This window comes from Allobosea sp. GW822-FHT05A11 (assembly GCF_058800455.1).
On sequence record NZ_JBXAMI010000001.1, the window covers coordinates 564,178 to 589,867 of the forward strand.

The 25,690-nt window shown below is 66.7% G+C and carries 26 protein-coding genes; 10 read left to right on the forward strand and 16 right to left on the reverse strand.

All coding sequences use genetic code 11. From position 1 onward, the window contains the following. Positions 1-37: 37 nt before the first annotated feature. The 8 genes from AC1RLU_RS02770 to AC1RLU_RS02805 form a co-directional block, all read right to left on the reverse strand. Entirely contained in the window at positions 38-907 is an 870-nt protein-coding gene (locus tag AC1RLU_RS02770) for an outer membrane protein (protein WP_061969797.1), read from the reverse strand. A gap of 168 nt (positions 908-1,075) precedes the next feature. Beyond that, positions 1,076-1,540, reverse strand: a complete 465-nt coding sequence (locus AC1RLU_RS02775; protein WP_091857062.1) for a low affinity iron permease family protein — start codon at positions 1,538-1,540, stop codon at positions 1,076-1,078. Positions 1,541-1,619: 79 nt separating this feature from the next. After that, positions 1,620-2,456, reverse strand: a complete 837-nt coding sequence (fghA, locus tag AC1RLU_RS02780; RefSeq protein WP_061969795.1) for an S-formylglutathione hydrolase — start codon at positions 2,454-2,456, stop codon at positions 1,620-1,622. A gap of 211 nt (positions 2,457-2,667) precedes the next feature. Further along, on the reverse strand, positions 2,668-3,780 hold the full coding sequence (locus tag AC1RLU_RS02785; RefSeq protein ID WP_492793727.1) for an S-(hydroxymethyl)glutathione dehydrogenase/class III alcohol dehydrogenase: 1,113 nt from the start codon (positions 3,778-3,780) through the stop codon (positions 2,668-2,670). A gap of 25 nt (positions 3,781-3,805) precedes the next feature. Continuing rightward, on the reverse strand, positions 3,806-4,090 hold the full coding sequence (locus AC1RLU_RS02790) for a metal-sensing transcriptional repressor (protein ID WP_091857064.1): 285 nt from the start codon (positions 4,088-4,090) through the stop codon (positions 3,806-3,808). Positions 4,091-4,222: 132 nt separating this feature from the next. Further along, a complete protein-coding gene (locus AC1RLU_RS02795) occupies positions 4,223-5,134 on the reverse strand; it encodes a DUF6662 family protein (RefSeq protein WP_492793728.1) in 912 nt (303 codons plus the stop codon). 152 nt (positions 5,135-5,286) lie between these two features. Next, entirely contained in the window at positions 5,287-5,847 is a 561-nt protein-coding gene (locus AC1RLU_RS02800; protein WP_492794309.1) for an NUDIX hydrolase, read from the reverse strand. A 5-nt stretch (positions 5,848-5,852) separates the two neighbouring features. Beyond that, positions 5,853-6,896 carry a DUF3616 domain-containing protein gene (locus AC1RLU_RS02805; RefSeq protein ID WP_492793729.1) on the reverse strand — a complete coding sequence of 348 codons (1,044 nt, stop codon included), beginning with the start codon at positions 6,894-6,896 and terminating at the stop codon, positions 5,853-5,855. 178 nt (positions 6,897-7,074) lie between these two features. Here AC1RLU_RS02805 and AC1RLU_RS02810 point away from each other — a divergent pair, with 178 nt between their 5' ends. From AC1RLU_RS02810 to AC1RLU_RS02820, 3 genes are read left to right on the forward strand one after another with little or no spacing between them, the layout of a single operon-like run. Then, complete coding sequence (locus AC1RLU_RS02810; RefSeq protein ID WP_492793730.1) at positions 7,075-7,284, forward strand: hypothetical protein; 210 nt, start codon at positions 7,075-7,077, stop codon at positions 7,282-7,284. A gap of 8 nt (positions 7,285-7,292) precedes the next feature. Beyond that, positions 7,293-8,237, forward strand: a complete 945-nt coding sequence (locus AC1RLU_RS02815; RefSeq protein ID WP_492793731.1) for a dihydrodipicolinate synthase family protein — start codon at positions 7,293-7,295, stop codon at positions 8,235-8,237. 48 nt (positions 8,238-8,285) lie between these two features. Further along, positions 8,286-8,447 (forward strand): hypothetical protein, encoded by a 162-nt coding sequence (locus AC1RLU_RS02820; protein WP_156407168.1) that lies wholly within the window; start codon positions 8,286-8,288, stop codon positions 8,445-8,447. Between the two features lie 66 nt (positions 8,448-8,513). Here AC1RLU_RS02820 and aceB read toward each other — a convergent pair whose 3' ends face one another. Beyond that, positions 8,514-10,121, reverse strand: coding sequence for a malate synthase A (aceB, locus tag AC1RLU_RS02825; RefSeq protein ID WP_492793732.1), 1,608 nt, complete (start codon positions 10,119-10,121; stop codon positions 8,514-8,516). 302 nt (positions 10,122-10,423) lie between these two features. Between aceB and AC1RLU_RS02830 the strand changes: the two genes are divergently transcribed. Next, positions 10,424-11,779 carry a TadE/TadG family type IV pilus assembly protein gene (locus AC1RLU_RS02830; RefSeq protein ID WP_492793733.1) on the forward strand — a complete coding sequence of 452 codons (1,356 nt, stop codon included), beginning with the start codon at positions 10,424-10,426 and terminating at the stop codon, positions 11,777-11,779. Here the strand turns inward: AC1RLU_RS02830 and AC1RLU_RS02835 are convergent. Genes AC1RLU_RS02835 through ygfZ form a run of 3 tightly spaced genes read right to left on the reverse strand, consistent with a single transcriptional unit; the run spans position 11,763 to position 13,914 of the window. Beyond that, positions 11,763-12,413, reverse strand: coding sequence for a YfbR-like 5'-deoxynucleotidase (locus AC1RLU_RS02835; RefSeq protein ID WP_492793734.1), 651 nt, complete (start codon positions 12,411-12,413; stop codon positions 11,763-11,765). The genes AC1RLU_RS02830 and AC1RLU_RS02835 overlap by 17 nt on opposite strands. Next, the gene (locus AC1RLU_RS02840) at positions 12,374-13,003 is read right to left on the reverse strand and encodes a DNA-3-methyladenine glycosylase I (RefSeq protein WP_210184283.1); all 630 of its coding nucleotides are present in this window, start codon (positions 13,001-13,003) and stop codon (positions 12,374-12,376) included. The genes AC1RLU_RS02835 and AC1RLU_RS02840 overlap by 40 nt, the downstream gene beginning before the upstream one ends. A gap of 11 nt (positions 13,004-13,014) precedes the next feature. Next, complete coding sequence (ygfZ, locus tag AC1RLU_RS02845) at positions 13,015-13,914, reverse strand: CAF17-like 4Fe-4S cluster assembly/insertion protein YgfZ (protein WP_492793735.1); 900 nt, start codon at positions 13,912-13,914, stop codon at positions 13,015-13,017. 150 nt (positions 13,915-14,064) lie between these two features. On the opposite strand from ygfZ, the gene AC1RLU_RS02850 reads away from it, so the two are divergent. The 5 genes from AC1RLU_RS02850 to pgm all read left to right on the forward strand — a co-directional run bounded on the left by AC1RLU_RS02850 (position 14,065) and on the right by pgm (position 19,585). Then, the gene (locus AC1RLU_RS02850) at positions 14,065-15,405 is read left to right on the forward strand and encodes a dihydroorotase (RefSeq protein ID WP_492793736.1); all 1,341 of its coding nucleotides are present in this window, start codon (positions 14,065-14,067) and stop codon (positions 15,403-15,405) included. Between the two features lie 134 nt (positions 15,406-15,539). Beyond that, positions 15,540-15,962 (forward strand): YciI family protein, encoded by a 423-nt coding sequence (locus tag AC1RLU_RS02855; RefSeq protein ID WP_061969770.1) that lies wholly within the window; start codon positions 15,540-15,542, stop codon positions 15,960-15,962. 75 nt (positions 15,963-16,037) lie between these two features. Then, positions 16,038-16,463: a YciI family protein gene (locus AC1RLU_RS02860; protein ID WP_061969768.1), complete on the forward strand. Its 426-nt coding sequence runs from the start codon at positions 16,038-16,040 to the stop codon at positions 16,461-16,463. A gap of 62 nt (positions 16,464-16,525) precedes the next feature. Further along, a complete protein-coding gene (locus tag AC1RLU_RS02865) occupies positions 16,526-17,797 on the forward strand; it encodes an RNA polymerase sigma factor (protein WP_492793737.1) in 1,272 nt (423 codons plus the stop codon). A gap of 129 nt (positions 17,798-17,926) precedes the next feature. Beyond that, complete coding sequence (pgm, locus tag AC1RLU_RS02870; RefSeq protein WP_492793738.1) at positions 17,927-19,585, forward strand: phosphoglucomutase (alpha-D-glucose-1,6-bisphosphate-dependent); 1,659 nt, start codon at positions 17,927-17,929, stop codon at positions 19,583-19,585. 44 nt (positions 19,586-19,629) lie between these two features. Here pgm and AC1RLU_RS02875 read toward each other — a convergent pair whose 3' ends face one another. The 4 genes from AC1RLU_RS02875 to AC1RLU_RS02890 all read right to left on the reverse strand — a co-directional run bounded on the left by AC1RLU_RS02875 (position 19,630) and on the right by AC1RLU_RS02890 (position 24,769). Then, positions 19,630-21,018 carry an amidase gene (locus AC1RLU_RS02875; protein WP_492793739.1) on the reverse strand — a complete coding sequence of 463 codons (1,389 nt, stop codon included), beginning with the start codon at positions 21,016-21,018 and terminating at the stop codon, positions 19,630-19,632. A gap of 56 nt (positions 21,019-21,074) precedes the next feature. Beyond that, complete coding sequence (locus AC1RLU_RS02880) at positions 21,075-22,514, reverse strand: aldehyde dehydrogenase family protein (protein ID WP_492793740.1); 1,440 nt, start codon at positions 22,512-22,514, stop codon at positions 21,075-21,077. Between the two features lies 1 nt (position 22,515). Further along, a complete protein-coding gene (locus tag AC1RLU_RS02885; protein WP_061969759.1) occupies positions 22,516-23,199 on the reverse strand; it encodes a GntR family transcriptional regulator in 684 nt (227 codons plus the stop codon). Positions 23,200-23,299: 100 nt separating this feature from the next. Continuing rightward, the gene (locus AC1RLU_RS02890) at positions 23,300-24,769 is read right to left on the reverse strand and encodes an aromatic amino acid lyase (RefSeq protein ID WP_492793741.1); all 1,470 of its coding nucleotides are present in this window, start codon (positions 24,767-24,769) and stop codon (positions 23,300-23,302) included. A 168-nt stretch (positions 24,770-24,937) separates the two neighbouring features. Here AC1RLU_RS02890 and AC1RLU_RS02895 point away from each other — a divergent pair, with 168 nt between their 5' ends. Next, the gene (locus AC1RLU_RS02895; protein ID WP_082617565.1) at positions 24,938-25,687 is read left to right on the forward strand and encodes a GntR family transcriptional regulator; all 750 of its coding nucleotides are present in this window, start codon (positions 24,938-24,940) and stop codon (positions 25,685-25,687) included. The last annotated feature ends 3 nt before the right edge of the window (positions 25,688-25,690 follow it).

Here is a 25,690-nt window from a genome sequence, read left to right on the forward strand (position 1 = left end):
TGACCCGCGCCGCTTCGTGTCTCGATAGGCTGGACGATCAGTACTTGCGCACGACCGGCGGCGGGGCGTAGGCGATCGGCTCGCGCTCGACCGGGCCGCAGCAGTTCGGGTCGCCGAAATTCCAGCGCATGCCGATGCGGAAATCGTGGCTCTCGATGTCCTTGGCCTTGAGCGGAGCCTGGACCTGCCCGGTGAAGGCGTTGATCAGGCGGCCCGACTGGGCATCGCCGAGGTTCAGGTAGCGATAGCCGACTTCCAGGGTCAGGTTCTTGTTCACTTCGTAACCGACGCCGGCCATCAGCGCCCAGGCGAGATCGGTCTTGCTGCCGCTATTGGCATAGCCCAGCGTGGAACCGTTGAAGTTGCCGGTCAGTGAGCCCTGATCGGTCAGCCCGCTGATGCGATTCTGCGAGAAGCCGATGCCGGCGCCGATATAGGGCGTCAGGCAGTTCCAGGTGCCGAGGTCGAAATAGCCGTTGAACAGCGTGACCAGCGAGGTCAGGTTGCCCTTGTAGGTGTTGGTCTGGTTGCCGTTGTTGAACGGGTTGAAGACGATGTCGTTCACGCCGATCTGGCCGGCGCCGCGATATTCGCCGGTGACGTCGAAGCGCAGCCAGTTGTTGAAGCGATAGCCGACGCCGAGCCCGCCGAAGAAGGCGGCATTGTCGCTCTTGCCGAAGAAGGCGCCGCCGAACTGGGCGACATCGTCCTGGTGATATTTGCCGACGCTCTGGATGCCGACGCCGATATCGCCGCGCAGATAGATGCCGCTCGAAATCGTGCCCTTCAGGCCGAGCGGCTCCGGCGGCGGGGGCGGCGGTGCGTAGGCGAGATCCGCGGCCTGTGCCGCGGCGGAGACGCCGAGGGCCAGGCTGCCCGCCAGCGCGAGAGTTTTCAGGCTGCCCATGGCAGTGTCCTTCGCGTTTGCGCGGCGCAAGAACGCAGCCCGCGCGTGTTACCAACGGGAAGGAACATGCCAGTGATTTCTTAAACGACACTTAACCTTAAGCGCTAACCTTACCGGCGGATGAAGAAAGCTCCGGAGCCCGGCTGGATGCCCGTATAGCGTGGGACTTCACGCCCGAGCGGAGGGAGAAGAGCCTGTCCGCGGTTCGTGCGAGGGCAGGGGCGTTGCCCCGGCGGAGGTGGCGAGCTTGCGGGCCTTGGCTGCCATCGCCTCGAATTCGTTCCGGATCGCTTCGAGCTTGTCCTCGTCGAGCTCCTCCAGATCGAGCAGCTCCTCACGGGCGCCCTCCAGCCGGCAGATCAATTCGTCGAGCTTGATCTGCATCGCCGCGGTGTCGCGGTTCTGGCTGTTCTGGATGATGAAGACCATTAGGAAGGTAACGATCGTCGTCGAGGTGTTGACGACGAGTTGCCAGGTATCGTTGTAGCCGAAGAACGGGCCGGAGAGCGCCCACACGACGATGAGCGCCGCAGCGCCCAGAAAAGTCTGCGGCCGGCCGGCCCAATGAGCGACGGCTTGCGATAGGCGCGTGAACAACGAGCGGTCGCTCTGCGGCATGCGGCGCTTGGCCATGAAACGATCCCCCTTGGGCCGGTTGAGGCTGTGATGCTCTCAACGCGGCCGGAGTGGCGACCGTTCCCGCTGCGGCGCCTTATGCGGTCAAGCGTTCCGCGTGCCAGGCGATGTGCTGGGCCATGAAGGTCGAGATGAAATTGTAGGAGTGGTCGTAGCCGTCGCGCATGGTCAGTTGGAGCGGGATGCCGGCGGCGGCGCAGGCGACATCCAGAAGCTGCGGGCGCAGGCCTTCCTCGAGGAAGCCGTCGGCGGTGCCCTGGTCGACCAAGAGGTCGCGGACACGATGGCCATCGGCGATCAGCAGGGTCGAGTCATAGGCGCGCCAGCGCGTCTCGTCCGGGCCCAGATATTTCTCGAAGGCCGGGCGCGACCAGCCGGCGGTCGAGGGCTGGGTGATCGGCGCGAAGGCGGAGACGGAACGGTAGCGCTCGGGATTCTTCAGGGCGAGGGTGATCGCGCCATGACCGCCCATGGAATGCCCGAAGATGCCTTGCCGGTTCATGTCGACCGGGAAATGCCTGCCGACCAGCTCCGGCAATTCGTCGCGGATATAGCTCTCCATGCGGTAGTTCTTCGCATAGGGGGCCTCGGTTGCGTCGAGATAGAAGCCGGCGCCGCAGCCGAACTGCCAGTTCTCCGGTTCGTCCGGCACGCCTTCGCCGCGCGGGCTCGTATCCGGGCAGATGATGGCGATGCCGTTGGCGGCCGCCGCGGCGCGGTATTCGCCTTTGTCCATGACGTTCTGGTGCGTGCAGGTCAGGCCCGAGAGATACCAGAGCAGCGGAACCGGCCCGTCCTCGATCTGATGCGGCAGGTAGATCGCGAAGTTCATCGGGCAGGCGCAAGCCGCGCTGTCATGCCGATAGACGCGCTGCGAGCCGCCGAAGGCCTTCGAGGACGAGAGGAGTTCCATTGGGCGGGTCCTTCAGAGGTTTGGCACGACGCCTGTCATTCCGGGGCGGCCGAAGGCCGAACCCGGAACCCACGACCGGGCAAGCCCTTGCCCGGTCGGTCTATTCAAGCTTCGTACCCGGTCGTGGGTTCCGGGTTCAGCGCTTCGCGCTGCCCCGGAATGACAAAGGTCGTGCCTCAGTGCCCGCCGAATGAGGCGGTGGAACGGCGCCTCAGTAGACCACCACGCTCCTGATCGACTTGCCCTCGTGCATCAGGTCGAAGCCGTGGTTGATCTCGTCGAGCGAGAGCTTGTGGGTGATCAGGTCGTCGATGTTGATCTTGCCCTCCATGTACCAGTCGACGATCTTCGGCACATCGGTGCGCCCGCGCGCGCCGCCGAAGGCCGTGCCTTTCCAGACGCGGCCGGTGACGAGCTGGAACGGACGGGTCGCGATCTCCTTGCCGGCCTCGGCCACGCCGATGACGATCGACTCGCCCCAGCCGCGATGGCAGCATTCCAGCGCCTGGCGCATCACATTGGTGTTGCCGGTGGCATCGAAGGAGAAATCGGCGCCGCCGCCGGTGAGGTCGACGATCGCCTGGACGACCTTGTCGTTGCCGATCTCGGCCGGGTTGATGAAGTCGGTCATGCCGAATTTGCGCGCCATCTCCTGCTTGGCCGGGTTGATGTCGACGCCGATGATCTTGTCGGCGCCGACCATGCGGGCGCCCTGGATGACATTGAGGCCGATGCCGCCGAGGCCGAAGACCACGACATTCGCACCCGGCCAGACTTTTGCCGTGTAGATGACAGCGCCGATGCCGGTGGTCACGCCGCAGCCGATATAGCAGATCTTGTCGAAGGGCGCGTCCTCGCGGACCTTGGCGAGCGCGATCTCGGGCAGCACCGTGAAGTTCGCGAAGGTAGAGCAGCCCATGTAGTGGAAGACCTCGCCGCCGTCGCAGGAGAAGCGGCTCGTGCCGTCCGGCATCACGCCCTGGCCCTGGGTCGCGCGGATCGAGGTGCAGAGATTGGTCCGGCGCGACAGGCAGGACTTACAGCTGCGGCATTCCGGCGTGTAGAGCGGGATGACATGGTCGCCGGGCTTCAGGCTGGTCACGCCGGCGCCGACCTCGCGCACGATGCCGGCGCCTTCATGGCCGAGGATCGCCGGGAACTTGCCCTCCGAATCCAGACCCGACAGCGTGTAGGCGTCGGTATGGCAGATTCCGGTCGCCATCACCTCGACCAGAACCTCGCCAGCCTTGGGGCCGCCGATCTCGATGGTCTCGATGGTGAGGGGCTTGCCGGCTTCCCAGGCGACGGCGGCGCGGGTCTTCATCGGGGGCTTCCTTCCTTGCGGATGTTCATTTCAGATAGGGGCGGATCACCCGCATGATCGCGGCGATCTCGTCATCGTTTCCGGCTTCCACCTGCGCTGCCTCGGCGGGGCGGGCCATGGTCTCGCGCAGATGGCTTTCGAGCACCTCGGCCATCAATCCGGTCGCGGCGCCGCGCAAGGCGGCGAGTTGCTGCAGCAGCGCGCCGCATTCCTCGCCGCGCTCGACGGCGGCGATCAGGGCGTCAGTCTGCCCCTTGATCCGGCGCAGCCGCGTGACGGCGCGCTTCTTCTCTTCGGGCGTGTGAGGCATGGGCACTGAGGCTCCGGTTGCCGCGACGCTATGGTACTGAGGGGGAGTATGTCAATGCGCAAGGCGAGCCTAAACGAAAAGAGCGGCAGCGTTGCCGCTGCCGCTCTTCCGTCGATGCGCTGTCGAGCAGATTCAGAAGCTGTAGCCGAGCTTTACCTTGACGAGATGCTGGCTGAAATTGGTGAGGTCGAGATTGCCGGGCTGGCCCTTGGCCTTCCCGGAGACCTGGATGTTGTAGGCGGCGGACAACGCGAGCTGCTTCGTCGCCTGCCAGAACACGCCGGGGCCGGCGAAGGTCGCGTAGCCCGCCTCCTTGCCGAAGCCGAGCTCGTTATGGGCACGCATATGGCGGACCTCGCCGCTGAGATAGAGCCCCTCCTGCACCTGCCAGGCGAGCGAGCCGGCGATGGTGAAGGTCGACGAGCGCTGATAGGGCGAGGGGCCGGTCCAGGTCAGGTCATGCGAGAGATTGAGCCCGGCGTAGAGCGTGTTCGGGATCAGCGTCTTGTCGGCGAAGAGGCGGATGCCGGTATTGTAGGTGGTGAAGCGGCCGGCGCCGTCCGGATCGGCGCGGTTGACGCTGGGATCGATGACGAGAGTCAGGCCGAGCCCGTGCATGCTCCGCCCGAGCAGCTTGTACTTCATCTCGACGCCGGCGCCGAAGGCGCGCTCGTCGGCGCTGATGCCGCCGATCGAGGCGTTGCTGAAGGAGCCCAGTACATAGGGGCCGACCTCGAAGCAGGGAAACAGACCGTAGGAGCCCTGCAAAGTCAGGCCATGGCCGTTGAAGCTCCCGCCGCGGGTGCCGAAGGCGCCGCCATAGGTCAAGCTCGGGCCAAAGGAGCCGGTATCGGCGACGTCGGAACCGGTGGTGAAGCCGAAGGCGTCGGTCGGGATGCCCTCGCTTTCCGTACAGGCGGAGAGCGTGGGCGGAGGCGCAGCCGGAGCGCCCTTGCGGGAGGGCAGGTCTGCGGCGAAGGCCGTCGTCGTGGCGATGGACATGAACAAGGAGGCGGCGAGGCGAAGAGGAGCGAGGTTCGTCATGGCGCGGTTCCAGTTGCGCGGCGGAAGCAAGCTTCGCCGCGACTCGGGCGGGGCTTCTCCCGTTGCAAGACATGCGCCGCTCCGAGGCCGCAGGCGATAAAAGAGCCATAGCCGTTTCAGCAATCCGGATTGCTGTTGTTGCGCTGCAACAGTCAGGGCGTGTGCAGGTGCGACAGACGCTCCAGGGCACGCGGCGCGATCCCCGCGAGCGTGCCGACCGGTTTCCAGGCAGCGGCGTGCACCTCCTCGACCTGCGCGACGAGTGGCAGGGCCGGATCGGCGAGAAAGAGATATTGCAGGTCGTGATGGATATGGGCCGGCTCGCCGCGGGATGGCTTGCCCGGCACATCATGGCTGTCGATGGTGAAGGGCAGGTCTGCGCCGCGATGCCAGGGATGCAGGGCGAGGCCCTGCACGCCGGTTTCCTCGATCGCCTCGCGTGCGGCCGAGAGATGGAAATGCTCGGCTTCCTCCCAATGCCCGCCGGGCTGGAGCCAGCGGCCGATCACGACATGGTCGATCAGCAGGACCTGGGCATGATCGGGCGAGAGCACGAAGGCGCTGGTGGTGAGATGGCCGGGAAAGGTGTCACGCCGGTCGAGCGCGTGGCCCTCAGTCATCTGCCAGCGCAGCAGCGCGAGATGCTCGCGTGGGCTCGCGATCTCGGCGCGGTAGCGCTCGACGGCGCGGGTGAGATCGTTGCGGAAATCCATCGGGTTCAACGAGGTTCGAGCGGCAGGCGGTAGGATTCGAAATGCCCGTTCTTCGGGCCGTCATAGCCGATCAGGACCGCGAGGCCCTTGCCGTCCTGCGTCAGCACGGTCAGGGATTCCGCCTTGCCGCCGCCGCGAGCCGGCAGATCGCCGAGCGGTGCTGCCGCATCGGGTCTGGCGGGGTCGATCAGCAGCAGTGAGTAGGGCAGGGCCTGTTCCTGCGCCGGCCCCAGCAGCGCGAGCAGGCGGCCATCGGGGAGGGGCGCGAGGTCGCGGATGCCACGATCGGGGCCGGCCGGCAGTTGGAAGACCCGCGGCGCCTCCGTTGCGGGCGCATGGCCCGGCGCGAACAGGGCGTTCAGCGAGGCGCCGACGAGGAAGCCGCGATTGCCGAGGGAGGGCGCGCGCAGACCGGCCCAGAGCGTGTCGCCGGTGACCGCGATGCCTTCGACATTCAGGCCGTTATCGTCCATCAGGCCGCGTCCGAAGAAGGCGCCGGCTGGACCGGCGGTGCGCAGCATGTCGCTCAGGCGATAGGTCAGTTCGACCTTGCCGGCGGCGGCGCCTTCGGCATCGACCTTGATCCGGGCAAGGTGGAAGGCCGAGAGGCGGAATTCGCCGCGCTTGCGCGAGCAGCCATGCGAGCCTGCGACATAGAAGGCGCCCTCGGCGTAGGCGACGGCCTCGCCGTCGAGTTCGGCGAAGCGGCCGGGCATCTTACAGAGGCCTTGCGGCGGCTGACCGAGCGTGTCGGGCGCGGCCTCGGCTCCGATGATGGACACGGTCGCGTCCGGCGTGATGCGGTTCTCGGCGATGCGGGCGAACTGGGCGAAGGAGCCCTCGTCATTGATCAGCAGGCAGCGCTGGGTGCCGTTGGCCGCCGGCATGCAGGCGAGGCCGCTGACATCGCGCGCCGGCTTGCCGGGCTTCTTGCCGGAGAAGTCACCGAGCGTCCTGAAGCGCTGTTCCGGCGCAAGCGTTGCGGCCCGGGCGAGGGGACCGGCGAGCATGGCGGCGGCGAGGAGCATGACGAAGAGGGGGTAGCGCATCGGGCGAATCCGAAAGGAGAGGCGCGGATTGAGCGCGAGCGGCAGGAGGATGTCAAAGCGCCGCGGCGCGATCCCTATGGGATCTTGATGATCCTGCCCTTTGCCTCGTCTCGAACGGCTATGGCGCCGTCCCTAGCTTGTCCGGGCGGTCCTGGAAGACCGCTCGGGAAACAGGATGATGTTCAGTATTCCTCGCAAAACCTTCGGCGGTCCGCTCCAGTTCCTCGTCGGGCGCGACGTGGAAGGTCATTGGCTGGCCGTCGAGACGCATGGCCGCGGCGGCGGCATCTTCTGCGATCGCAGTGCCGCGCTGCGCTATGCCGTTTTCGAGACCGGGCACCGGGCTCGCGCGGTCCGCATGACCGCGAAGACGCTCTCACTGCTCTGAGACGCGCCATGAACCACTGGCTTCACGGCATGTTCACCGCGCTGGTCACGCCTTTCGACGAGGACGCGATCGATTACGGCGCGCTGGAACGCCTCATTCTCTGGCAGATCGCGCAGGGCGCCGACGGCATCGTGGTCGGCACCGCCACAGGTGAGAGCCCGACGCTGAGCAGCGCGGAGCGGGAGGCGCTCTGCGCCGCCGCCCGCCGCATCGCCGGCCGGCACTACCCGGTGATCGCCGCTGTCGGCAGCTATTCGACTGCCGGGACCGTCGCCGAAATCGCCGCCGCCGAGAAGGCCGGCGCCTCGGCCCTGCTGTTGCGCATGCCCTATTACAACCGGCCGACGCAGGCGGGCCTGGCGGCCCATGCGCTGGCGGCGGCGCAGGCGACCGGCCTCGAAATCATCCTCGACAACGATCCGGATCGCTGCGGCGTCGAGATCGCGCCGGAGACGCTGGAGCAGCTGGAAGGGGCGGCGAACATCGTCGGCATCCTGGAGCGGCGGGGCGATCTCGTTCGCTGCGACCGGATTGCCCGCGTCCGCGACCGCCGTTTCATGCGCTTGACCGGCGCGGCGGACACCATCCCTGCCTATCTGCTCGCCGGCGGCTGCGGGGCGATCACCAGCGCCGGCAATCTCGCGCCGCATTGGCTGGCGCGGATGGACAGCGCGGCGCGCTCCGAATTCTACGGGCAGGCGCAGATCCTGCAGCGGCGGCTGGTCCCGTTGCTCGACCTGCTCGCGCGGGAGCCCGACCCGGTCCTGATCAAGCTCGCCTTGTCGATGCTGCATCTGGATGTCGGTGCCACCTGCCGCGCGCCGCTCGCGCCGCCGCGGCCGGACATCGTGCCCCTGCTTTGCGACGCCATCGAGGACCTGCCGCACCCGCTTGCCGGCATGGCGATGAAGGCAGCGCGCAACGGGCCGGCGGTCGCTGCCCGCCGCGCCTGAATCCGTAGCAGCGCGGCTGTGTCCACCGTGAACCGGATGGAGGTTTCAATGACCACGATCGGGACCTATCGCCGTCGCCGGGAGGCGATCTACCGGCATGTCCGCAGGCCATCGGCCGGTGGCTGGAAGGCTGACCTGCTGCACCTGTTCGGCTCGGTCGTCCTGCTCGCCATCCTGATCGGCGGACGGGTCTGGTGGCATCTGCATTGACTGCGCAAAAAGAAAAGGCGCCGCGATGGCGCGACGCCCTTACGATGTCATCGGTCCGAACCGAACTCAGGCGAGCTTGGCGTAGGCCGGCACGGTGAGGAAGTCCTCGAAGTTCGGCGCCAGCGACAGGGTCTCGAACAGCGCGATCGCCTCCGGGAAGCGACCCTTGGCATAGTTCTCCGCGCCGAGCTCGCCCTTCACGCGTTCCATCTCCTCGGGCAGGCAGCGCTTGAACAGCGCCGCATCGGCCGTGATGCCGCCTTCGAGCGCGACGCCGTACTGGACGAACTGCCAGATCTGGGCGCGGCTGATCTCGGCGGTCGCAGCATCCTCCATCATGTTGTAGATCGGCACCGCACCACGGCCACGCAGCCAGGCCTCGATATACTGGACGCCGACGCGGATGTTCTCGCGGAAGCCTTCCTCGGTGCGCGTGCCCTGATGGACCTCCAGCAGGTCCTTGGCGCCGATCGAGACGTCGTCGCGCTTCTTGTCGAGCTGGTTGGCCTGCGGCATCAGCCGGTCGAAGACCTCCATCGCGACCGGGACGAGATCCGGGTGAGCGACCCAGGTGCCGTCATGGCCGTCGCCGGCCTCGCGCTCCTTGTCGGCCTTGACCTTGGCGAAGGCGGCAGCGTTGGCCTCGGGGTTGTTCTTGACCGGGATCTGCGCCGCCATGCCGCCCATCGCGAAGGCGCCGCGCTTGTGGCAGGTCTTGATCAGCAGCAGCGAATAGGCGCGCAGGAAGGCCTTGGACATCACGACCTGCGAGCGATCCGGCAGGACATAGGCCTTGTTGCGGGCGAGCTTCTTGATGAAGGAGAAGATGTAGTCCCAGCGGCCGCAGTTCAGGCCGGCCATGTGCTCGCGCAATTCGTAGAGGATCTCGTCCATCTCGAAGGCGGCCGGCAGGGTCTCGATCAGGACGGTGGCCTTGATCGTGCCGTTCTTCAGGCCGAGCGCCGACTGGGCGGCGACGAAGACGTCGTTCCAGAGCCGGGCCTCGAGATGGCTCTCCAGCTTCGGCAGGTAGAAATACGGGCCGGAGCCGGCGGCCAGCGCCGCCTTGGCGTTATGGAAGACATAGAGGCCGAAATCGACCAGGGAGCCCGAGGCCTCCTCTCCGTCGATAAGGATGTGCCGCTCCGGCAGATGCCAGCCGCGCGGGCGGATGATTAGGACGGCGGGCTTGGCCTTGAGCTTGTAGTCCTTGCCGTTCGTGGGATCGGTGAAGTCGATCCTGTTCGCCCAGCGGTCGCGGAGATTGATCTGGCCTTCGATCATGTTGGCCCAGACCGGCGAGGACGCGTCCTCGAAATCGGCCATGAAGACCTTGGCGCCGGAGTTCAGCGCGTTGACGATCATCTTGCGATCGACCGGGCCGGTGATCTCGACGCGGCGGTCGAGGAGGTCGGCCGGGATCGGTGCGACGGTCCAGTCGCCTTCGCGGATATGCCGGGTCTCGGCGAGGAAATCGGGCGTCTCGCCGGCGTCGAAGCGCTTCTGACGCTCGGTGCGCAGGGCCAGCAGGCGCTTGCGCGTCTCGTTGAAGCGGCGATGCAGGTCGGCGACGAAGCCGAGCGCCTCGGTGCTGAGAATCTGCTCGAAGCCCGGCTGCAGGGCGCCCTTGACGACGACGCCGGCCGGCAGGGCGAGTGTGGGGGTGTCCGACATGAATGGTCCTCCGATCAGGTTGGGACCATCATTCCGCGAAAGCACACTTTGCAAAATCCGGAAAAAATGACGATCACTTGTTCAAATTTGGAATGAATTTCCGTTCGCGGGTAGGGGCCGTCAAAATGCTCGTGAAAGTTGTGTTGTGCGCGCGGTGAACGCATAATGACGTAACGGCAGCGCGTTTCGATTCAAAATGTGCAGATAGGCCCGACTTCCGCAAATCGGTTTCAGCAATTCGTAAGTTCCGGCCGCCAACGCTTCCGGGGTCGAATGCGGCAATCCGGCCCTGGATGAAACCAATGATGAAGATCGGCTCACTGCCTGAGATGTTCAGGCGCTTCCGCCGGGATCAACGTGGCAACGTGATGATGCTGTTCGGGCTGGTGCTCGTGCCGCTGATGGGCGTCGTCGGCGTGGCGATCGACTATTCCCGCGCCAGCAACACCCGGCAGGCGCTCAATGCGGCGATCGATTCCGCGGCGCTGATGGCAGCCCGCGATGCCCAGAAGCTGACGGACGGGGAGCTCAGGACGCGCATCGACGCCTGGATCCGCGACAACCTGCCTGCCGATGTGAAGAGCGAGTACACCGGCGCCACGGTGACGATCGACCGCACGGCGCGGACGATCCAGATCGAGGCTAATGCCGTTGTGCCGACGACCATTTCCAACGTGATCGGCGTGAGCCAGCTTCCGGTGGGGACGAACAGCCAGTCGACCTGGGGAACCAACAAGATCGAGCTTGCGCTCGTGCTCGACAATACGGGTTCGATGTCTGGGTCCAAGATGACGGCTTTGAAGACGGCCTCCAAGGATCTGGTCAGGATCATGAAGGACGCCGCGATCGATCCCGAGCAGATCAAGATCTCGATCGTACCGTTCAACACGCAGGTCCGGGTCGATCGCGGCTTCAAGGACGAGTCGTGGATCAAATACGGCAGGACCCGATCGGTGACGATGAGCTATGACAACAAGAGCAAAAGCTACAAGACGCCGACCGGTGTGGATGAGTCGGATTCCACGATTTCGGGTTGCAGCACCAGCAGCAAGGGCGTGAGGACCTGCAAGGAGGCGGTGAGCAAGTCAAAATGGGCGGCCACAGAGGGCTGCATCGCTGACCGCGACAAGAACTACGACGTCACCGACGGCGGCTCCTATGGGTCTAGTGCGCAGCAATACCCTGCGGCCTGGTGCAGCTATCCCACGCTCGCGGAGATCAAGCAGCTGACCAACGACTGGGACGCGCTGAACACCCATATCGACACGATGAGCGCGGTCGGCAACACCAACATCACGATCGGCGCCGCCTGGGGCTGGGCGACGCTGACGCAGGCAGCTCCGTTCACGACCGCGAAGCCGAAGACCGAGCCGCGCCTCAAGAAATACATGATCCTGCTGACCGACGGCGACAACACCGAGAACGGCGCCGGCGATTCCACCAGCACGATCGATGCGCGCACGAAGCTCGCCTGCACGAACGTCAAGGCGGACGGGGTCAGCCTCTATACGATCCGCGTCATCGACGGCAACGAGTCCCTGCTGAAGGGCTGCGCGTCGGCGCCGGAGATGTACTACAACGTCAAGAACGCCTCCGAACTCAGCCCGGTCTTCCAGGCGATCGCCAAAGAGATCAGCGCAGTCAGGCTGACGCAGTAAGGCCGAGCGCGGCGAAGCGCGCCAGGAAGCGCGCCTGCGCCGCCTCGGTGTCGAGCGGATCGAGCCAGGACAGAACTTCGGCCGGCAGCGCCTGCGGCCGGCCGAAGAATTTCAGGGCCTCCTCGCGGCCGAAGCCGGCCAGCCGCGTCGCCTCGAAGAAGGCGGCGATGGTGTCGGCCTCCTTGACCTTCCGCTTCAGGGCGGCCGGCGTCACCGCAGGCAGGCCGAAGCGCAGGTGGATCGCCGCGAGCAGGCGCAGTTCCACGCTCTTGTAGGCGTCGCCCATCACCACCTTGAACGGCGAGATCATGTCGCCGATGACGTATTCCGGTGCGTCGTGCAGCAGCGCCATCAAGCGCCAGCCACGCTCCCAGTCCGGATTGAGATGGGCTGCGATCGCTTCGACCAGCAGCGAATGCTGCGCGACGGAGAAGGAGTGGGCGCCGTGCGTCTGCCCATTCCAGCGGGCGACGCGGGCGAGACCATGGGCGATGTCCTCGATCTCGATGTCGAGCGGCGAGGGATCGAGCAGGTCGAGCCTGCGGCCCGAGAGCATGCGTTGCCAGGCGCGCGGCGGTTCGGGCTTGCGGGCCATCAGGCGGCGGGGCGCGAGTCGCGGGCGAGCGCGGCGCATTCGCTCCAGCGGAAGCAGCCGGTCAGATGGTCGTTGACCAGCCCGCAGGCCTCCATGAAGGCGTAGACGATGGTCGGGCCGCAGAAGGTGAAGCCGGCCTTCTTCAGCTCCTTCGAGACGGTCTCGGAGAGTTTCGTCTGGGTTGGGACCTCTCCCTGAGCGCGATAGCTGTTCTGCAGCACGCGGCCGTCGAGATGCTTCCAGAGGAAATCGGCGAAGGGCTCGCGCTCGCTCAGCCTGAGATAGGCCTGCGCGCTCTTGATCGTGCCCTCGATCTTGCCGCGGTGGCGGATGATGCCGGGATCGGCGAGCAGGCGCTGGACATCGGCCTCGGTGAAGCGGGCGACGGCCTCCGGTTCGAAACCCGCGAAGCCGGTGCGGAAGGCATCGCGCTTCCTGAGGATCGTGATCCAGGAGAGACCGGCCTGGAAGCCGTCGAGGATTAGCTTCTCCCAGAGCGCGCGGGAATCATATTCCGGCACGCCCCATTCGGTGTCGTGATAGGCGATGTAGAGCGGATCGGTGCCCGGCCAGCGGCAGCGGAACTTGCCGTCGGCACCCTGGATCGCGATGCGTTCTTCGCTGACGATGACGGTGTCGCTCACAGGGCGGCTCCTGCGACGGCACCGAAATCGGGCTCGCCGGGGAAGGGGAAGCGGATGAAGTCCGGCTTTTCCGCGAGATGGAAGGCGAGCCCGCCGCCGAGCGGCGTTTGTCCCGCGGCGAGCGCGTCGGCCAACCGGTCGAGCCGGAGCATGGCGAGGGCACGGCCATTGGCGCCCGAGCCGATATGGCCGAGTTGCTTGCTGCCGGCCGTGGCCTCGGCACCGGTCTCGGTCGCGATGCCCTCGTCGAAGACGACGGGTACGACGCGGGTGCGGGCGGTGCCGCGATGCTGCATGCGGGAGACGACCTCCTGCCCGATATAGCAGCCCTTCCTGAAGGAGACGCCGCCGAGCTGGTCGAGTAGCGCCTCATGCGGGAAGGTGTCGCCATAGGCGAAGTCGCGCCCGCCGGCGGGAATGCCGAGCGCGATGCGGCGGGCGTGATAGGCCTCCGGCTCGGCGGTGACCAGTGCCTCGATGCCCTCGACATCGGCAATGGCACGCTGGCCGAGCGCCGGCAGGCGCGGGTCGTCATAGACGAAGCCGGCATCCGCAGGCAGGGGAGCGCCATCAGCCGAGGCGATGACAGCGCTCTTCTCTGTGAGGTCGTCGAGCGTCACCTTGGCGCGCAGCTTGTAGAGCTTGAGGCGTTTCATCAGGTCGGCGGTCTGGAGCAGGGGGCAATCGATGAGGAAGCCGCCGCCATCCTCCGGCGCCAGCGCGAGGATGAAGAAATCGCAGATCATCTTGCCCTGTGGCGTCAGCAGCGCGCCGTAGCCAGCCTGCCCGGGCACGATCGGATCGAGATCGTTGGTCACGAGGTTCTGCAGGAAATCGCGCGCGTCGTCGCCGCTGACGCGAATGACGCCGCGATCGATCAATCGGGTTGCGGACATGGGCAGCCGTTCCAGTTCTGATGTCGGACGAGGCTCGTCGGCCGAATCGAGATGATGTCGCCACCCGAAAGCTGTTTGGGCTTCCGGGACGGCGCGTTGGCCGATAGGTAGGCTGCATCCCGTCTTTGCTCAACCTTTCGGAGACCTGTCATGCCCCAGACCTACGATGTCATCCTCAAGGGCGGCACGGTGGTGAACCAGGACGGTCGCGTGGCGCGCGATGTCGGCGTCACCGGCGGCAAGATCATGGCGCTGGGCGATCTCTCGCAGGCGTCGGCGGGCGAGGTGGTCGACTGCACGGGCCTGCACATCCTGCCCGGCGTGATCGACTCTCAGGTGCATTTCCGCGAGCCCGGGCTCGATCACAAGGAAGACCTGGAGAGCGGCTCGCGCTCGGCCGCGCTCGGCGGCGTGACCTGCGTCTTCGAGATGCCGAACACGATTCCGCAGACGACGACACCCGAGGCGCTGGCCGACAAGATCAGGCGCGGGCGCCATCGGATGCATTGCGATTTCGCCTTCTGGGTCGGCGGCACGCATGAGAACGCGCATGATGTCGCCGAGCTGGAGCGGCTTCCCGGCGCCGCCGGCATCAAGGTGTTCATGGGCTCTTCGACCGGCGACCTGCTGGTCGAGGACGACAAGGGCGTCGCCGAGATCCTGAAGCGGACGCGCCGGCGCGCCGCCTTCCATTCCGAAGACGAGGGGATGCTGCGCGAGCGCATGCCCCTGCGCGTCGAGGGCGATCCGTCGAGCCACCCGGTCTGGCGCTCGCCCGAGGTGGCGCTGACCTGCACCAAGCGGCTGGTGCGGATCGCGCGCGAGACTGGCGCGCGCGTCCATATCCTGCACATCTCCACGGCTGAGGAGATGGTCTTCCTGAAAGACCACAAGGACGTCGCGACCGTCGAGGTGCTGCCGAACCACCTGACGCTGGTCGCGCCGGATTGCTACGAGCGGCTCGGCACCTACGCCCAGATGAACCCACCGATCCGCGACGACAGCCATCGCCAGCGCATCTGGTGGGGCGTGGAGCAGGGCATCGTCGATGTGCTCGGCTCCGACCATGCGCCCCATACCCATGAGGAGAAGCACCATCCTTATCCGGCGAGCCATTCCGGCATGCCGGGCGTGCAGACGCTGGTGCCGATCATGCTCGACCATGTGAATGCCGGCAGGCTGACGCTGGAGCGCTTCGTCGATCTCAGCAGCGCCGGGCCGCAGCGCATCTTCGGGCTGGAAGGCAAGGGCCGGATCGCGGTGGGCTACGATGCCGATTTCACCATCGTCGACCTCAAGCGCCGCGAGACGATCACCAAAGAATGGAGCGCCTCGAAATGCGGCTGGACGCCCTATGACGGCGTCACCGTCACCGGCTGGCCGGTCGGCACCTTCGTGCGCGGGCTCAAGGTGATGTGGGAGGGCGAATTGACGAACCCCTCGCGGGGCGAACCGGCCCGCTTCCTGGAGGCGCTGCCGCGCGGCGCCTGAGGCCGCGCGAAAAATATTTGAAAAAGATTCGCGGCCCGTGTCGATTCGGGCCGTGCCCGTTCGACGTGCCAGCAGAGAACGGGTTCCGGCGGCGTGCCGGAACGCCCGGGTTCTCCCAACCAAGGAGACGATCGATGCGTGTGATGGTTCTGGTCAAGGCGGACAAGGACAGCGAAGCCGGCATCATGCCGAGCGGGGATATCCTCACCAAGATGGGGGCCTATAACGAGGAGCTGGTGAAGGCTGGCGTCATGCTGGCCGGCGATGGCCTGCATCCGAGTTCGAAGGGTATCCGCATGCGCTTCTCGGGCAGCGAGCGGGTGATCACGGACGGGCCCTTCGCCGAGGCCAAGGAGCTGCTCTGCGGCTTCTGGATCTGGCAGGTGAAGTCCTTCGACGAGGCGGTCGAGTGGCTCAAGCGCGCCCCCTTCGACGGCGGCACCGAGATCGAGCTGCGTCGCATCTTCGAGATGGAGGATTTCGGCGAGGCCTTGACGCCTGAATTGCGCGCTCAGGAAGAGCGCATCCAGGCCGGTGCGGCGAAGCTCGCCGGCTGAGCGATCAACTCTCGAAACCAATCCCCCGGAAGGCGCGCGGCCAGGCTCCGGCGCTTCCGCTCAAGGAGAAAACCGATGCGCTTCATGGTGATGGTCAAGGCAACCAAGGACAGCGAAGCCGGCGCGCCGCCGACCCGCGAACTGCTCGAGGCGATGATGGCCTATAACGAGGAGCTGGTGAAAGCCGGCATCATGAAGGGCGGCGACGGCCTGCAGCCCAGCTCGAAGGGCGTGCGCGTGCAGTTCGACGGCGCCAAGCGCTCCGTCGTCGACGGCCCCTTCGCCGAGACCAAGGAACTCGTCGCCGGCTACTGGCTCTGGGAATGCGCCTCGCTCGACGAGGCGATCGCCTGGGTCAAGCGCTGCCCCAATCCGATGCCCGGTCCGTCCGAGATCGAGATCCGGCCGTTCTTCGAGCTGGCCGATTTCGGCGAGATCGTCACGCCGGAGGCCGCGGCTGCCTGGGATCGGCTCAAGGCCGAGGCCGGCGGCCAGGGCTGAACCATCGGCGTCTCGCCCGAGCCGCTTGCCAGCCTGTATGCTGATGGTGTGTATCGCTTCCCATGTCGGGCAGCGATGCACACCGCACCATCGAGACGGTCTGGCGCATGGAGTCGCCCCGGCTGATCGCGGGGCTTGCGCGCCTGACGCGGGATGTCGGCCGGGCCGAGGAACTGGCGCAGGACGCGCTGGTCGCGGCACTGAAGCAGTGGCCCGAAGAGGGCGTGCCGCGCAATCCGGCCGCCTGGCTGATGCAGGTCGCCAAGCATCGCGCGCTCGACACCGCTCGCCACGAGATCATGGCCCGGCGCAAGCAGGACGAGATCGGCCGCGACATCGACAGCGAAGGGTCGGCCATGCCCGATCTCGACGAGGCGCTCGACGACGAGGTCGGCGACGACCTGCTCCGATTGATCTTCACGGCCTGCCATCCTGTCCTGCCCAAGGAGGCGCGGATCGCTCTGACCTTGCGCCTGCTCGGAGGCCTGACCACCGACGAGATCGCGCGCGCCTTCCTCGTGCCGGAGCCGACGATGGCGCAGCGCATCGTCAGGGCGAAGAAGACGCTGAGCGACGCGAGGGTGCCCTATGAGGTTCCGGCCGGTGCCGAGCTCGGCGAGCGTCTCGCCTCGGTGCTGGAGGTGGTCTATCTCATCTTCAACGAAGGCTATGCCGCGACCGCCGGTGAGGACTGGGTCAGGCCGGGATTGTGCGAGGAAGCGCTGCGGCTCGGGCGCATCCTGGCGGCGCGAGCGTCTGACGAGCCCGAGGTCCACGGCCTCGTCGCCTTGATGGAATTGCAGGCCTCGCGGTTCCGGGCCCGCGTCGGCCCCGATGGCGAGCCGATCCTGCTGCTCGACCAGAACCGCGCCCGCTGGGATCGCCTGCTGATCGGGCGCGGGCTTGCGGCGCTGGAACGGGCGCAGCAGCTCGCCGGCGCGGTGCCGGGGCCTTATCTGCTGCAGGCGGCGCTCGCGGCCTGCCATGCCCGCGCTCGAACGGCCGAGGAAACCGACTGGAAGCGGATCGTCGCGCTCTACACGGTTCTGGGGCAGGTGACGCCGTCGCCGATCGTGGAACTCAACCGTGCCGTGGCGGTCAGCATGGCGGACGGACCGGCGGCCGGGCTCGCGCTGGTCGAGGCGCTCGCCGGAGAGCCGGCGCTCAAGCGCTACCACCTGCTGCCGGGCGTGCGCGGCGATCTGCTCGCCAAGCTCGGCCGCCACCGGGAGGCGGCGGAAGCTTTCGAGCATGCGGTCGCGCTGACACAGAACGCCAGGGAGCGGGCGCTGATGGAGGAACGGGCTGCGAAGGAGCGAGCTGCCGATTCATGACGCCGGCCTTGCGGCCGGACTCGCCTCACGGTCCCGGTGCCGCGAACCTGTCGCATTCCGTTGCAACTCTGTTCATGCCGGCGTCTATAAGGGGTGTCGGATCCTGCCTTGCCTAGAACGAGAGCCTACATGAGCGATTCCGTGAGTCCCCTGGCCGGCAAGCGGCTCGAGCCCGGCCAACTCGTCGACGTGGCGGCCCTCACCAAAGCCTATTACGATGAGCCCGATCCCGCGCAGCGTTCGCAGCAGGTCGCCTTCGGCACATCCGGCCATCGCGGCTCGGCGCTGCTGCGCTCGTTCAACGAGGAGCATATCCTCGGGATCGCGCAGGCGATCTGCCTCTATCGCCGCGAGCAGGGGATCGACGGGCCGCTCTTCCTCGGCATCGACACGCATGCGCTCTCGCGCAATGCCTTCGAGACGGTGCTGGAGGTGTTCGCGGCCAATGGCGTCGCCACGATCATCGACGAGAAGCTCGGCTTCACGCCGACCCCCGTGATCTCGCATGCGATCATCGCGCATAACCGTGGCCGCTCGGCCGGGCTCGCCGACGGCGTCGTGATCTCGCCCTCGCATAATCCGCCGGCCGATGGCGGCCTGAAGTACAATCCCCCGCATGGCGGGCCGGCCGATACCGACGCGACCGGCTGGATCGAGAAGCGCGCCAACGCCTTCCTCGCCGACAAGCTCGCCGGCATCCTGCGGATGCCCTATGACAAGGCGCTGAAGAGCGAGCATGTCCACCGGCACGACTACATCACCGGCTATGTCGCCGACCTCGCCAGCGTCGTCGACATGGAGGCGATCCGCCAGGCCGGCGTCGTGATCGGCATCGATCCGCTCGGCGGGGCGGGGCTCGACTACTACCAGCCGATCATCGACCGCTACGGGTTGAACGCGACGATCGTCAGCAAGGAGGTCGATCCGGCCTTCGGCTTCATGACCGCCGACTGGGACGGCAAGATCCGGATGGACTGCTCATCGCCCTATGCGATGGCGAGCCTGATCGGCATGCGCGACCGCTTCGACGTCGCCTTCGCCAACGATACCGACGCCGACCGGCACGGCATCGTGACGCGCAGCAGCGGGCTGATGAACCCGAACCACTATCTCGCCGCGGCGAGCGCCTATCTCTTCGACAACCGGCCGGGCTGGCGCGCGGATGCCGCGATCGGCAAGACGGCGGTGTCGAGCGCGATCATCGATCGCGTCGCAGCCAAGCTCGGGCGGAAACTCGTCGAGGTTCCGGTCGGCTTCAAATGGTTCGTCGACGGGCTGATCTCGGGCAGCTTCGGCTTCGCCGGCGAGGAGAGCGCCGGTGCCTCCTTCCTGCGCATGGACGGCACGGCCTGGACCACCGACAAGGACGGCATCATCCTCGGCCTGCTCGCCGCCGAGATCACCGCGAAGACCGGCAATGACCCCGGCGTGCTCTATGGCAAGCTGACGGCGGAGCTCGGCGAACCGCGCTATGCGCGCGTCGATGCGCCGGCGAGCGCCAGCCAGAAGGCGGTTCTGAAGAACCTCTCGGCCGAGCAGATCGCCACGAAGGAGCTGGCAGGCCAGCCGATTACGGCGATCCTGAGCAACGCTCCGGGCAACGGCGCGCCGATCGGCGGCGTCAAGGTCACGGCGGCGGATGGCTGGTTCGCAGCGCGCCCGTCCGGCACCGAGGAGGTCTACAAGATCTATGCCGAGAGCTTCCGGGACGAGGCGCATCTCGCCGCGATCCAGGAGGATGCGCGGCGGATCGTCGGGCAGGCTTTCGCGGCGGCCGGGGCCGCCTGAGGCCGGCCGGCCAACCTGTCGCGGCTGCCGTCGCGGGCGATGCCTTACGGCAGGGTCGGCCAGGGTCTTGCCGGCGCGCGCATCTCCTCGAAGGCGCGCGCAAGACGCAGCACGCCGATATCGTCGAAGGACTGGCCGATGATCTGGAGGCCGATCGGCAGGCCGCCGCCGGAATAGCCGCAATTGATCGACAAGGCCGGCTGGCCGCCCATATTGGCTGAGACCGTGAAAGCGATGTGTTCGAAGGGCCGCTGCGGGTCGTTGAGCGGCGAAGCCCATTCGGCCGGGTAGGACGGCTCCGGGGCGGTCGGCGAGATGATGAAATCGACGTCCTTGAGCGCGCCGTGGAGCGCGTTGCGCATCGCGTCGATCTGGGCGAAGCCGGTATAGACATCGCCGCCCGAGAAGTCCTTGGCGGTCACGATCCAATTGAAGATGTAGGGCAGGATTCTGGCTTGCTGCTCGGGCGGGAGGCGCGAGACGTCCTCATAACCCCGCGCCCGCCAGAAGCGGTCGAGACCGTCGATCATGGCGCGCGTCAGGAAAGGCTCGATCGGCACGATGGTGGCGCCGGCATCGGCGAGCAGCGCGGCAGCACCTTGCACGGCTGCGAGCGTCTCGTCGCCGACGGCCTGGCCGAAGCCCGCCTCCAGCCACAGGCCGATCTTCAGGCCCTTCACCGAGCCAGCGAGGTTCAGCCAGTCGATCTCCTGGTAGGGCAGTGCCATCGTGTCGCGCCGGTCCGGCCTGGTCAGCACCGACATGTAGAGCGCGGTGTCCGCGACCGTGCGGGTCATCGGCCCGGCCGCGCGCCCGATGAAGGGCGGATCGATCGGCAGACGCCCGGCGGACGGCTTCAGGCCGACGAGGCCGCACCAGCCGGCCGGCAAACGGATCGAGCCGCCGATATCGGTGCCGATATGCAGCGGGCCGTAGCCGGCGGCGGCCGCAGCCCCGGCGCCGGCACTGGACCCGCCGGGATTTGTCGAGAGATCCCACGGATTGCGCGCCAGCTTGTGGAAGCTCGACAGGCCGGAGGAGAGCATGCCGTAATCGGGCATGGTGGTCTTGGCGAAGATGACGCCGCCCGCTTCCCGCGTGCGGGCTGCCGGGGGCGCATCGGCTGCCGCCGGCACGAGCGTCGTGGCCGCGGTGCCAAGCGGCACCGGCGTCCCCTTCGTCGCGATGTTCTCCTTGATCGTGACGGGCACGCCGTCGATCGCGCCGAGCGGTTCGCCTTTCATCCAGCGCGCCTCGGATTCGCGCGCGCTCGTGCGGGCCGCGTCGGGATCGTAGGCCCAGAGCGCGTTGAGGCGCGGCTCCCACGCATCGATGCGCGCGATGACGGCGTCGATCACCTCGACGGGCGAGAGCCTGCGAGCGCGATAGGCTTCGACGAGAGCGACGGCGGTCAGGTCGGCAAGTTCGGTCATGCAGTGGCTCTCGTCATATCCAGTCTTCCCGCGGGGCAGAGCCTCGCGGAAGCACCCTAGCCGTGAAAGATCGAGATCGTCTTCATGCTGGCGAAGCCATAAAGGGCCTCGAAACCCTTCTCGCGGCCATGGCCGGATTTCTTGACGCCGCCGAAGGGCAATTCGACGCCGCCGCCGGCACCGTAATTGTTGATGAAGACCTGCCCGGCCTGCGCCGCGCGCGCCATGCGCAATTGCCGGCTGCCATCGTTTGTCCAGATGCCGCAGACGAGCCCGTAGGGCGTGCCGTTGGCGAGCGCCAGCGCCTCCTCCTCGCTGTCGAAGGGCATGATCACCTGCACCGGGCCGAAGATCTCCTCCTGCGCCAGCCGGTGGTCGGGCGGGACGTCGCGCAGCAGGGTCGGCGCGACATAGGCGCCGTCCGCCGGCGCGTCCGGAACGATGGTCCCTTGTGCCGCGACCGTCAGGCCGTCCTTGCGGGCGACGCCGAGGAAGTCCTCGATGATCGCCTTCTGGCGCTGCGAGACGACCGGGCCGACGGAGAGATCGGACTCGGCCGGTCCGACCTTGAGAGCCCGGTACTTCTCGCTCATGCGGGCGATGACATCTTCGTAGATCGAGCGCTCGACGAGGATGCGCGACGAGGCCGAGCAGGTCTGGCCGGCATTCTGGATACCGGCATTGACGAGGAAGGGCACGGCGCGGTCGAGATCGGCATCCGCGAAGACCACCTGGGCCGATTTGCCGCCGAGTTCGAGTGTCACCGGCACGGCATTCTTCGCCGCGGCCGTCTGCACCATCTCGCCCGTGCGGGCCGAGCCGGTGAAGGAGATGTGGTTGATGTCCGTGTGCTCGGAAAGGGCTGCGCCGGCCTCGGCACCGAAGCCCGTGACGATGTTCAGCGCGCCGGCCGGCAGGCCTTCCTCCTGCGCGATCCGCGCGAATTCGAGAATGGTCAGGCAGGCTTCCTCGGCCGGCTTGACGACGGCGGCGTTGCCCATGGCCAGAGCGGCGCCGAGGCTGCGGCCGAGTATCTGCATGGGGTAGTTCCACGGGATGATATGCCCGGTGACGCCATGCGGTTCGTAGATCGTCAGGACGGTGAAGCCGTTCTGGTAGGGGATGGTGTCGCCATGCACCTTGTCGGCGGAGGCGCCGTAGAATTCGAGATAGCGCGCGAGTGCGACGACATCGGCCCGTGCCTGCGTCAATGGCTTGCCGACATCGCGCGCCTCGATCTCGGTCAGGAACTCGATATTCGCGAGCACGCCGGCCCCGATCCGGGAGAGGATACGCCCGCGTTCCGTGGCGGTGAGGCGGCCCCATTCGCCGGCCAGTGCCTGCCGTGCGGCGCGAACCGCGAGATCGACATCCTCGCGCCTGCCGCGCGCGAGCCTTGCCAGCTCCTCACCGGTCGACGGATTCCGAACGGCGATATGTTCGCCATCCACGGCATCGCGCCATTCGTTCGCGATGAAATTGCGGTAGGTCTTCACGTCAGGCCTCGATATGGGTTTGTGGTCCGGCAAGCTGCGCCTTGAGGCGGACAGCCGTTGCATGGATGTGAGCTCGCGCGACGCGCTCGGCTTCGTCGGGCTTGCGCTGCTGGATCGCGTCGAGAATTTCGCTGTGCTCGGCCACAGCGGCGCTCGCCCGCTCGCTCGACAGCGCGAAGGCCGGCGCGAACACCTGAGACGTCAGGTGCAGAAGCGGCACGAGGGTGGCCAGCGACGCGTTCCGGGCCGCGCCGATGATCGCCAGATGAAAATCGACATTCGACTGGGAATAGGCGCTCGGATTCCAGTCGGCGATCTGCTTCTTCTGCAGATCGACCAGCTTCGCCAGTTTCGCGATTTCGTCCGATGTCGCGCGTTCGGCCGCGTTGCGCGCCGCGACGCCGTCCATCGCCTCGCGCACGGCGTAGGCGTCCAGCAGCTTCGGCAGATCGGCCGTCGCGACCCTGACGCCGCTGCCCGGCTTGTTCACGACCAGCCCGTCGCGCTCCAGAACCCGAAACGCCTCGCGCAACGGCGTCCGGCTGATCCCGAATTCGGTGGCGATCCGCTCCTGCCGGAGCGTCGCGCCGGGCGCATAGACCCCGGCATAGATGCGCTCGCGCAGGGCCTGCGCCACCTCATCGAGAAGGCGCGACTGGCTGCGCCATTCGAGCACCTGGTCCATCGGTTTCTCCAAGATCGGGAGAATGGTATCCAGGATACAATGTCTGTCAACACGCTCCGGCGCGCTGCGGCCCGGTGGAGGCCCGAAAAGGGAGCAGGCTTTAGCGGGCCTTCGCCATGCCAGCTTCGATGAGGCGATCGATCTCGGCTTCGTTTGCGGCGAGGTGATCGAGGAAGGCCCCGGCATGGGGCACGCGCTGTCCCGCGCCGGCATAGGGGACGCCCTCGCGAACGAAGGTGAACAATCGGCCGGTGACAGTGCCGAGCGGACTGGCCTTCCGCATCTCGATAGCCTGCGCCGCCACCATCAATTCCATCCCGAAGATCGAGCGGCAGAGCGTCGCCATCTCCGCCGTCCGGCGCGCTGCGAGACCGGCCATGCTCGCCCGATCGAGATTACCGTTCGAATGGCTCGAGCTCGCGAGCTCGCTGACGACAGGGGCGCCGAGAAGCCGCGCCTCCGAGGTGATGGATTTGTGAAACTGCGCGAGGCCGTTGAAGCCCGGCAGGCCGACGCCGTCCTCCTCGATCAGGCCGACGCTCAGGCCCGACCAGAATGAATCGGCCTGCTTGGCCAGCCGCTCCGTCGAGCTGGTGACGACAGGCACCATGGCGAGCCGGGCGATATCGAGCGCCATCGCGAGCGCCACCATGTCGAAATTGGCGACCGAGACCAGTTGGCGCTGCTCGATGGCGACGATGGGGTTGTTCTGGCTGGCGCCGAGTTCGATCGCGAGCTGCCGGCCCGCAAAGGCGAGGCTGTCGGCGGCCGTTCCATGGATCAGCGGCAGCGAACGGAAGCTCAGCGGATCCTGGAGATGGCGCGGCCCGCCGGCTCGCATCAGATAGCTGCCATCGAGATATGCCCGGATCGCGCGGCCGTGGCGCAGCACGCCGTCGAAGGGACGCGAGTTCAGCGCGGCTTCCGAGACGATCGACGGATTGGCCGCAAAACCCTCCATGCTGAACGCACCGGCCAGCGTGGCGAGATCGAGCATGCGCTCGAGATCGTGGAAGGCGAGGGCCGCGGTGCCAATCGACAGCGCGCTGGAATTCAGCAGGGCGAGCGCCTCGCCGGCTGCGAATTCATGATCCTTGTAGAGTTCCAGCGCCAGGTCCGCGATCGGCGACATGTCGCTTTGGCCCATCGAACCCCAGAGGTGGACACCGACCCGACGATCCTCGTTCAGGGCCTCGACCAGCCTGTCGGCCATGACTGGCCTGACGCCGAGATAGCCGGTCGCCATGCTGTTGAGCAGCACGACCATCATGGCCCGCACGGTTTCGTGCGAAGCGAGGGGGCCGTGCCCCATATTATGGGTCAGGAGCAGGCGACGATTGAATTCGGGAATCTTGTCCGGAGCCAGCATCGTGCCGGTCTTGGCCCCGACGCTGCTGGTGACGCCGTAGATCTTCTCGCCCTTGCGGACGACCTCGTCGACGACCGCGCGCGCGCGGCCGATGCGGTCGACCGCATCCCGCGTGAGGGCCACACGCGCCCCGAACCGGGCGACCTGAACGACCTCTGCCGGAGTCAGGCCTTGGCCGGAGATGTCGACGACGTTCTGCATGATGATCCGTCCTGGCGGCAATCTGCGATCGGAGTGCGCAGGCGGCGCAGGCGCGATCGATGAAAAGGACAATAATCTAGTTCATCGGATTAATGATGCGCCTGCGGCTCGTCAACCGCCGGTTGTTGGGGTAGCCTGCCGATTGTCGCAAGCCTGATCGGGAGCCGCATGATCGTCCGCAGCGTTTCTTCGAAGCCGTTGGATTTCAAACGGTCCGGTATTTCCCGCTATCATCAGCTCGCCACGCTGTTCCGGCGCCGGATCGAGGCCGGGCAATGGCAGGTCGGCGCACAGATTCCGACCGTCGACGAGCTCGCCACCGAATGCGGTGTCGCGCGGGCGACGATCCGTCAGGCGCTGGACCTGCTCGAAGACGACCAGCTGATCGAACGCTACCGCGCGCGCGGCACATTCGTGCGCAAGCGTCCGGCGGAGAATTTGTGGTGCGCGGTCGGGACGGACTGGTCGGGCCTGCTGCGCCCGAGCTACGACGCGACGATCGAGATCCTCCATGACGAGCCCGACAGGGTCCTCCATGCCTTCGAAGAGCAGATCGGGACGCTTGCCCCGGCCTATCGCCATGTCCGGCGTCGTCACTGGCGGCATGGGCAGCCCTTTCTTCTGGCCGATCTCCATATCGACGAACGGCTTCGCGATCGCATCGCCCAGCGCGACCTCGAATCGAAGACGGCCCTGCGCCTGATCTCCGAAGTCGAAGGCGTCGAGATCATGGATGCGCGCCAGACGCTGACCATTGGCACGGCGGATATCGAGACCAGCGAGGCGCTCGGGATTTCCCTGGATTCCCCGGTCGCCTTCGTCCACCGGCAGGCCCTGGATCAGGATGGCGTGCTGGTGCTCGATGCGAAGGGCATCTACCGCGGGGATGTCGTCAAGTTCGACGTGAAGCTGCGGTAGGAA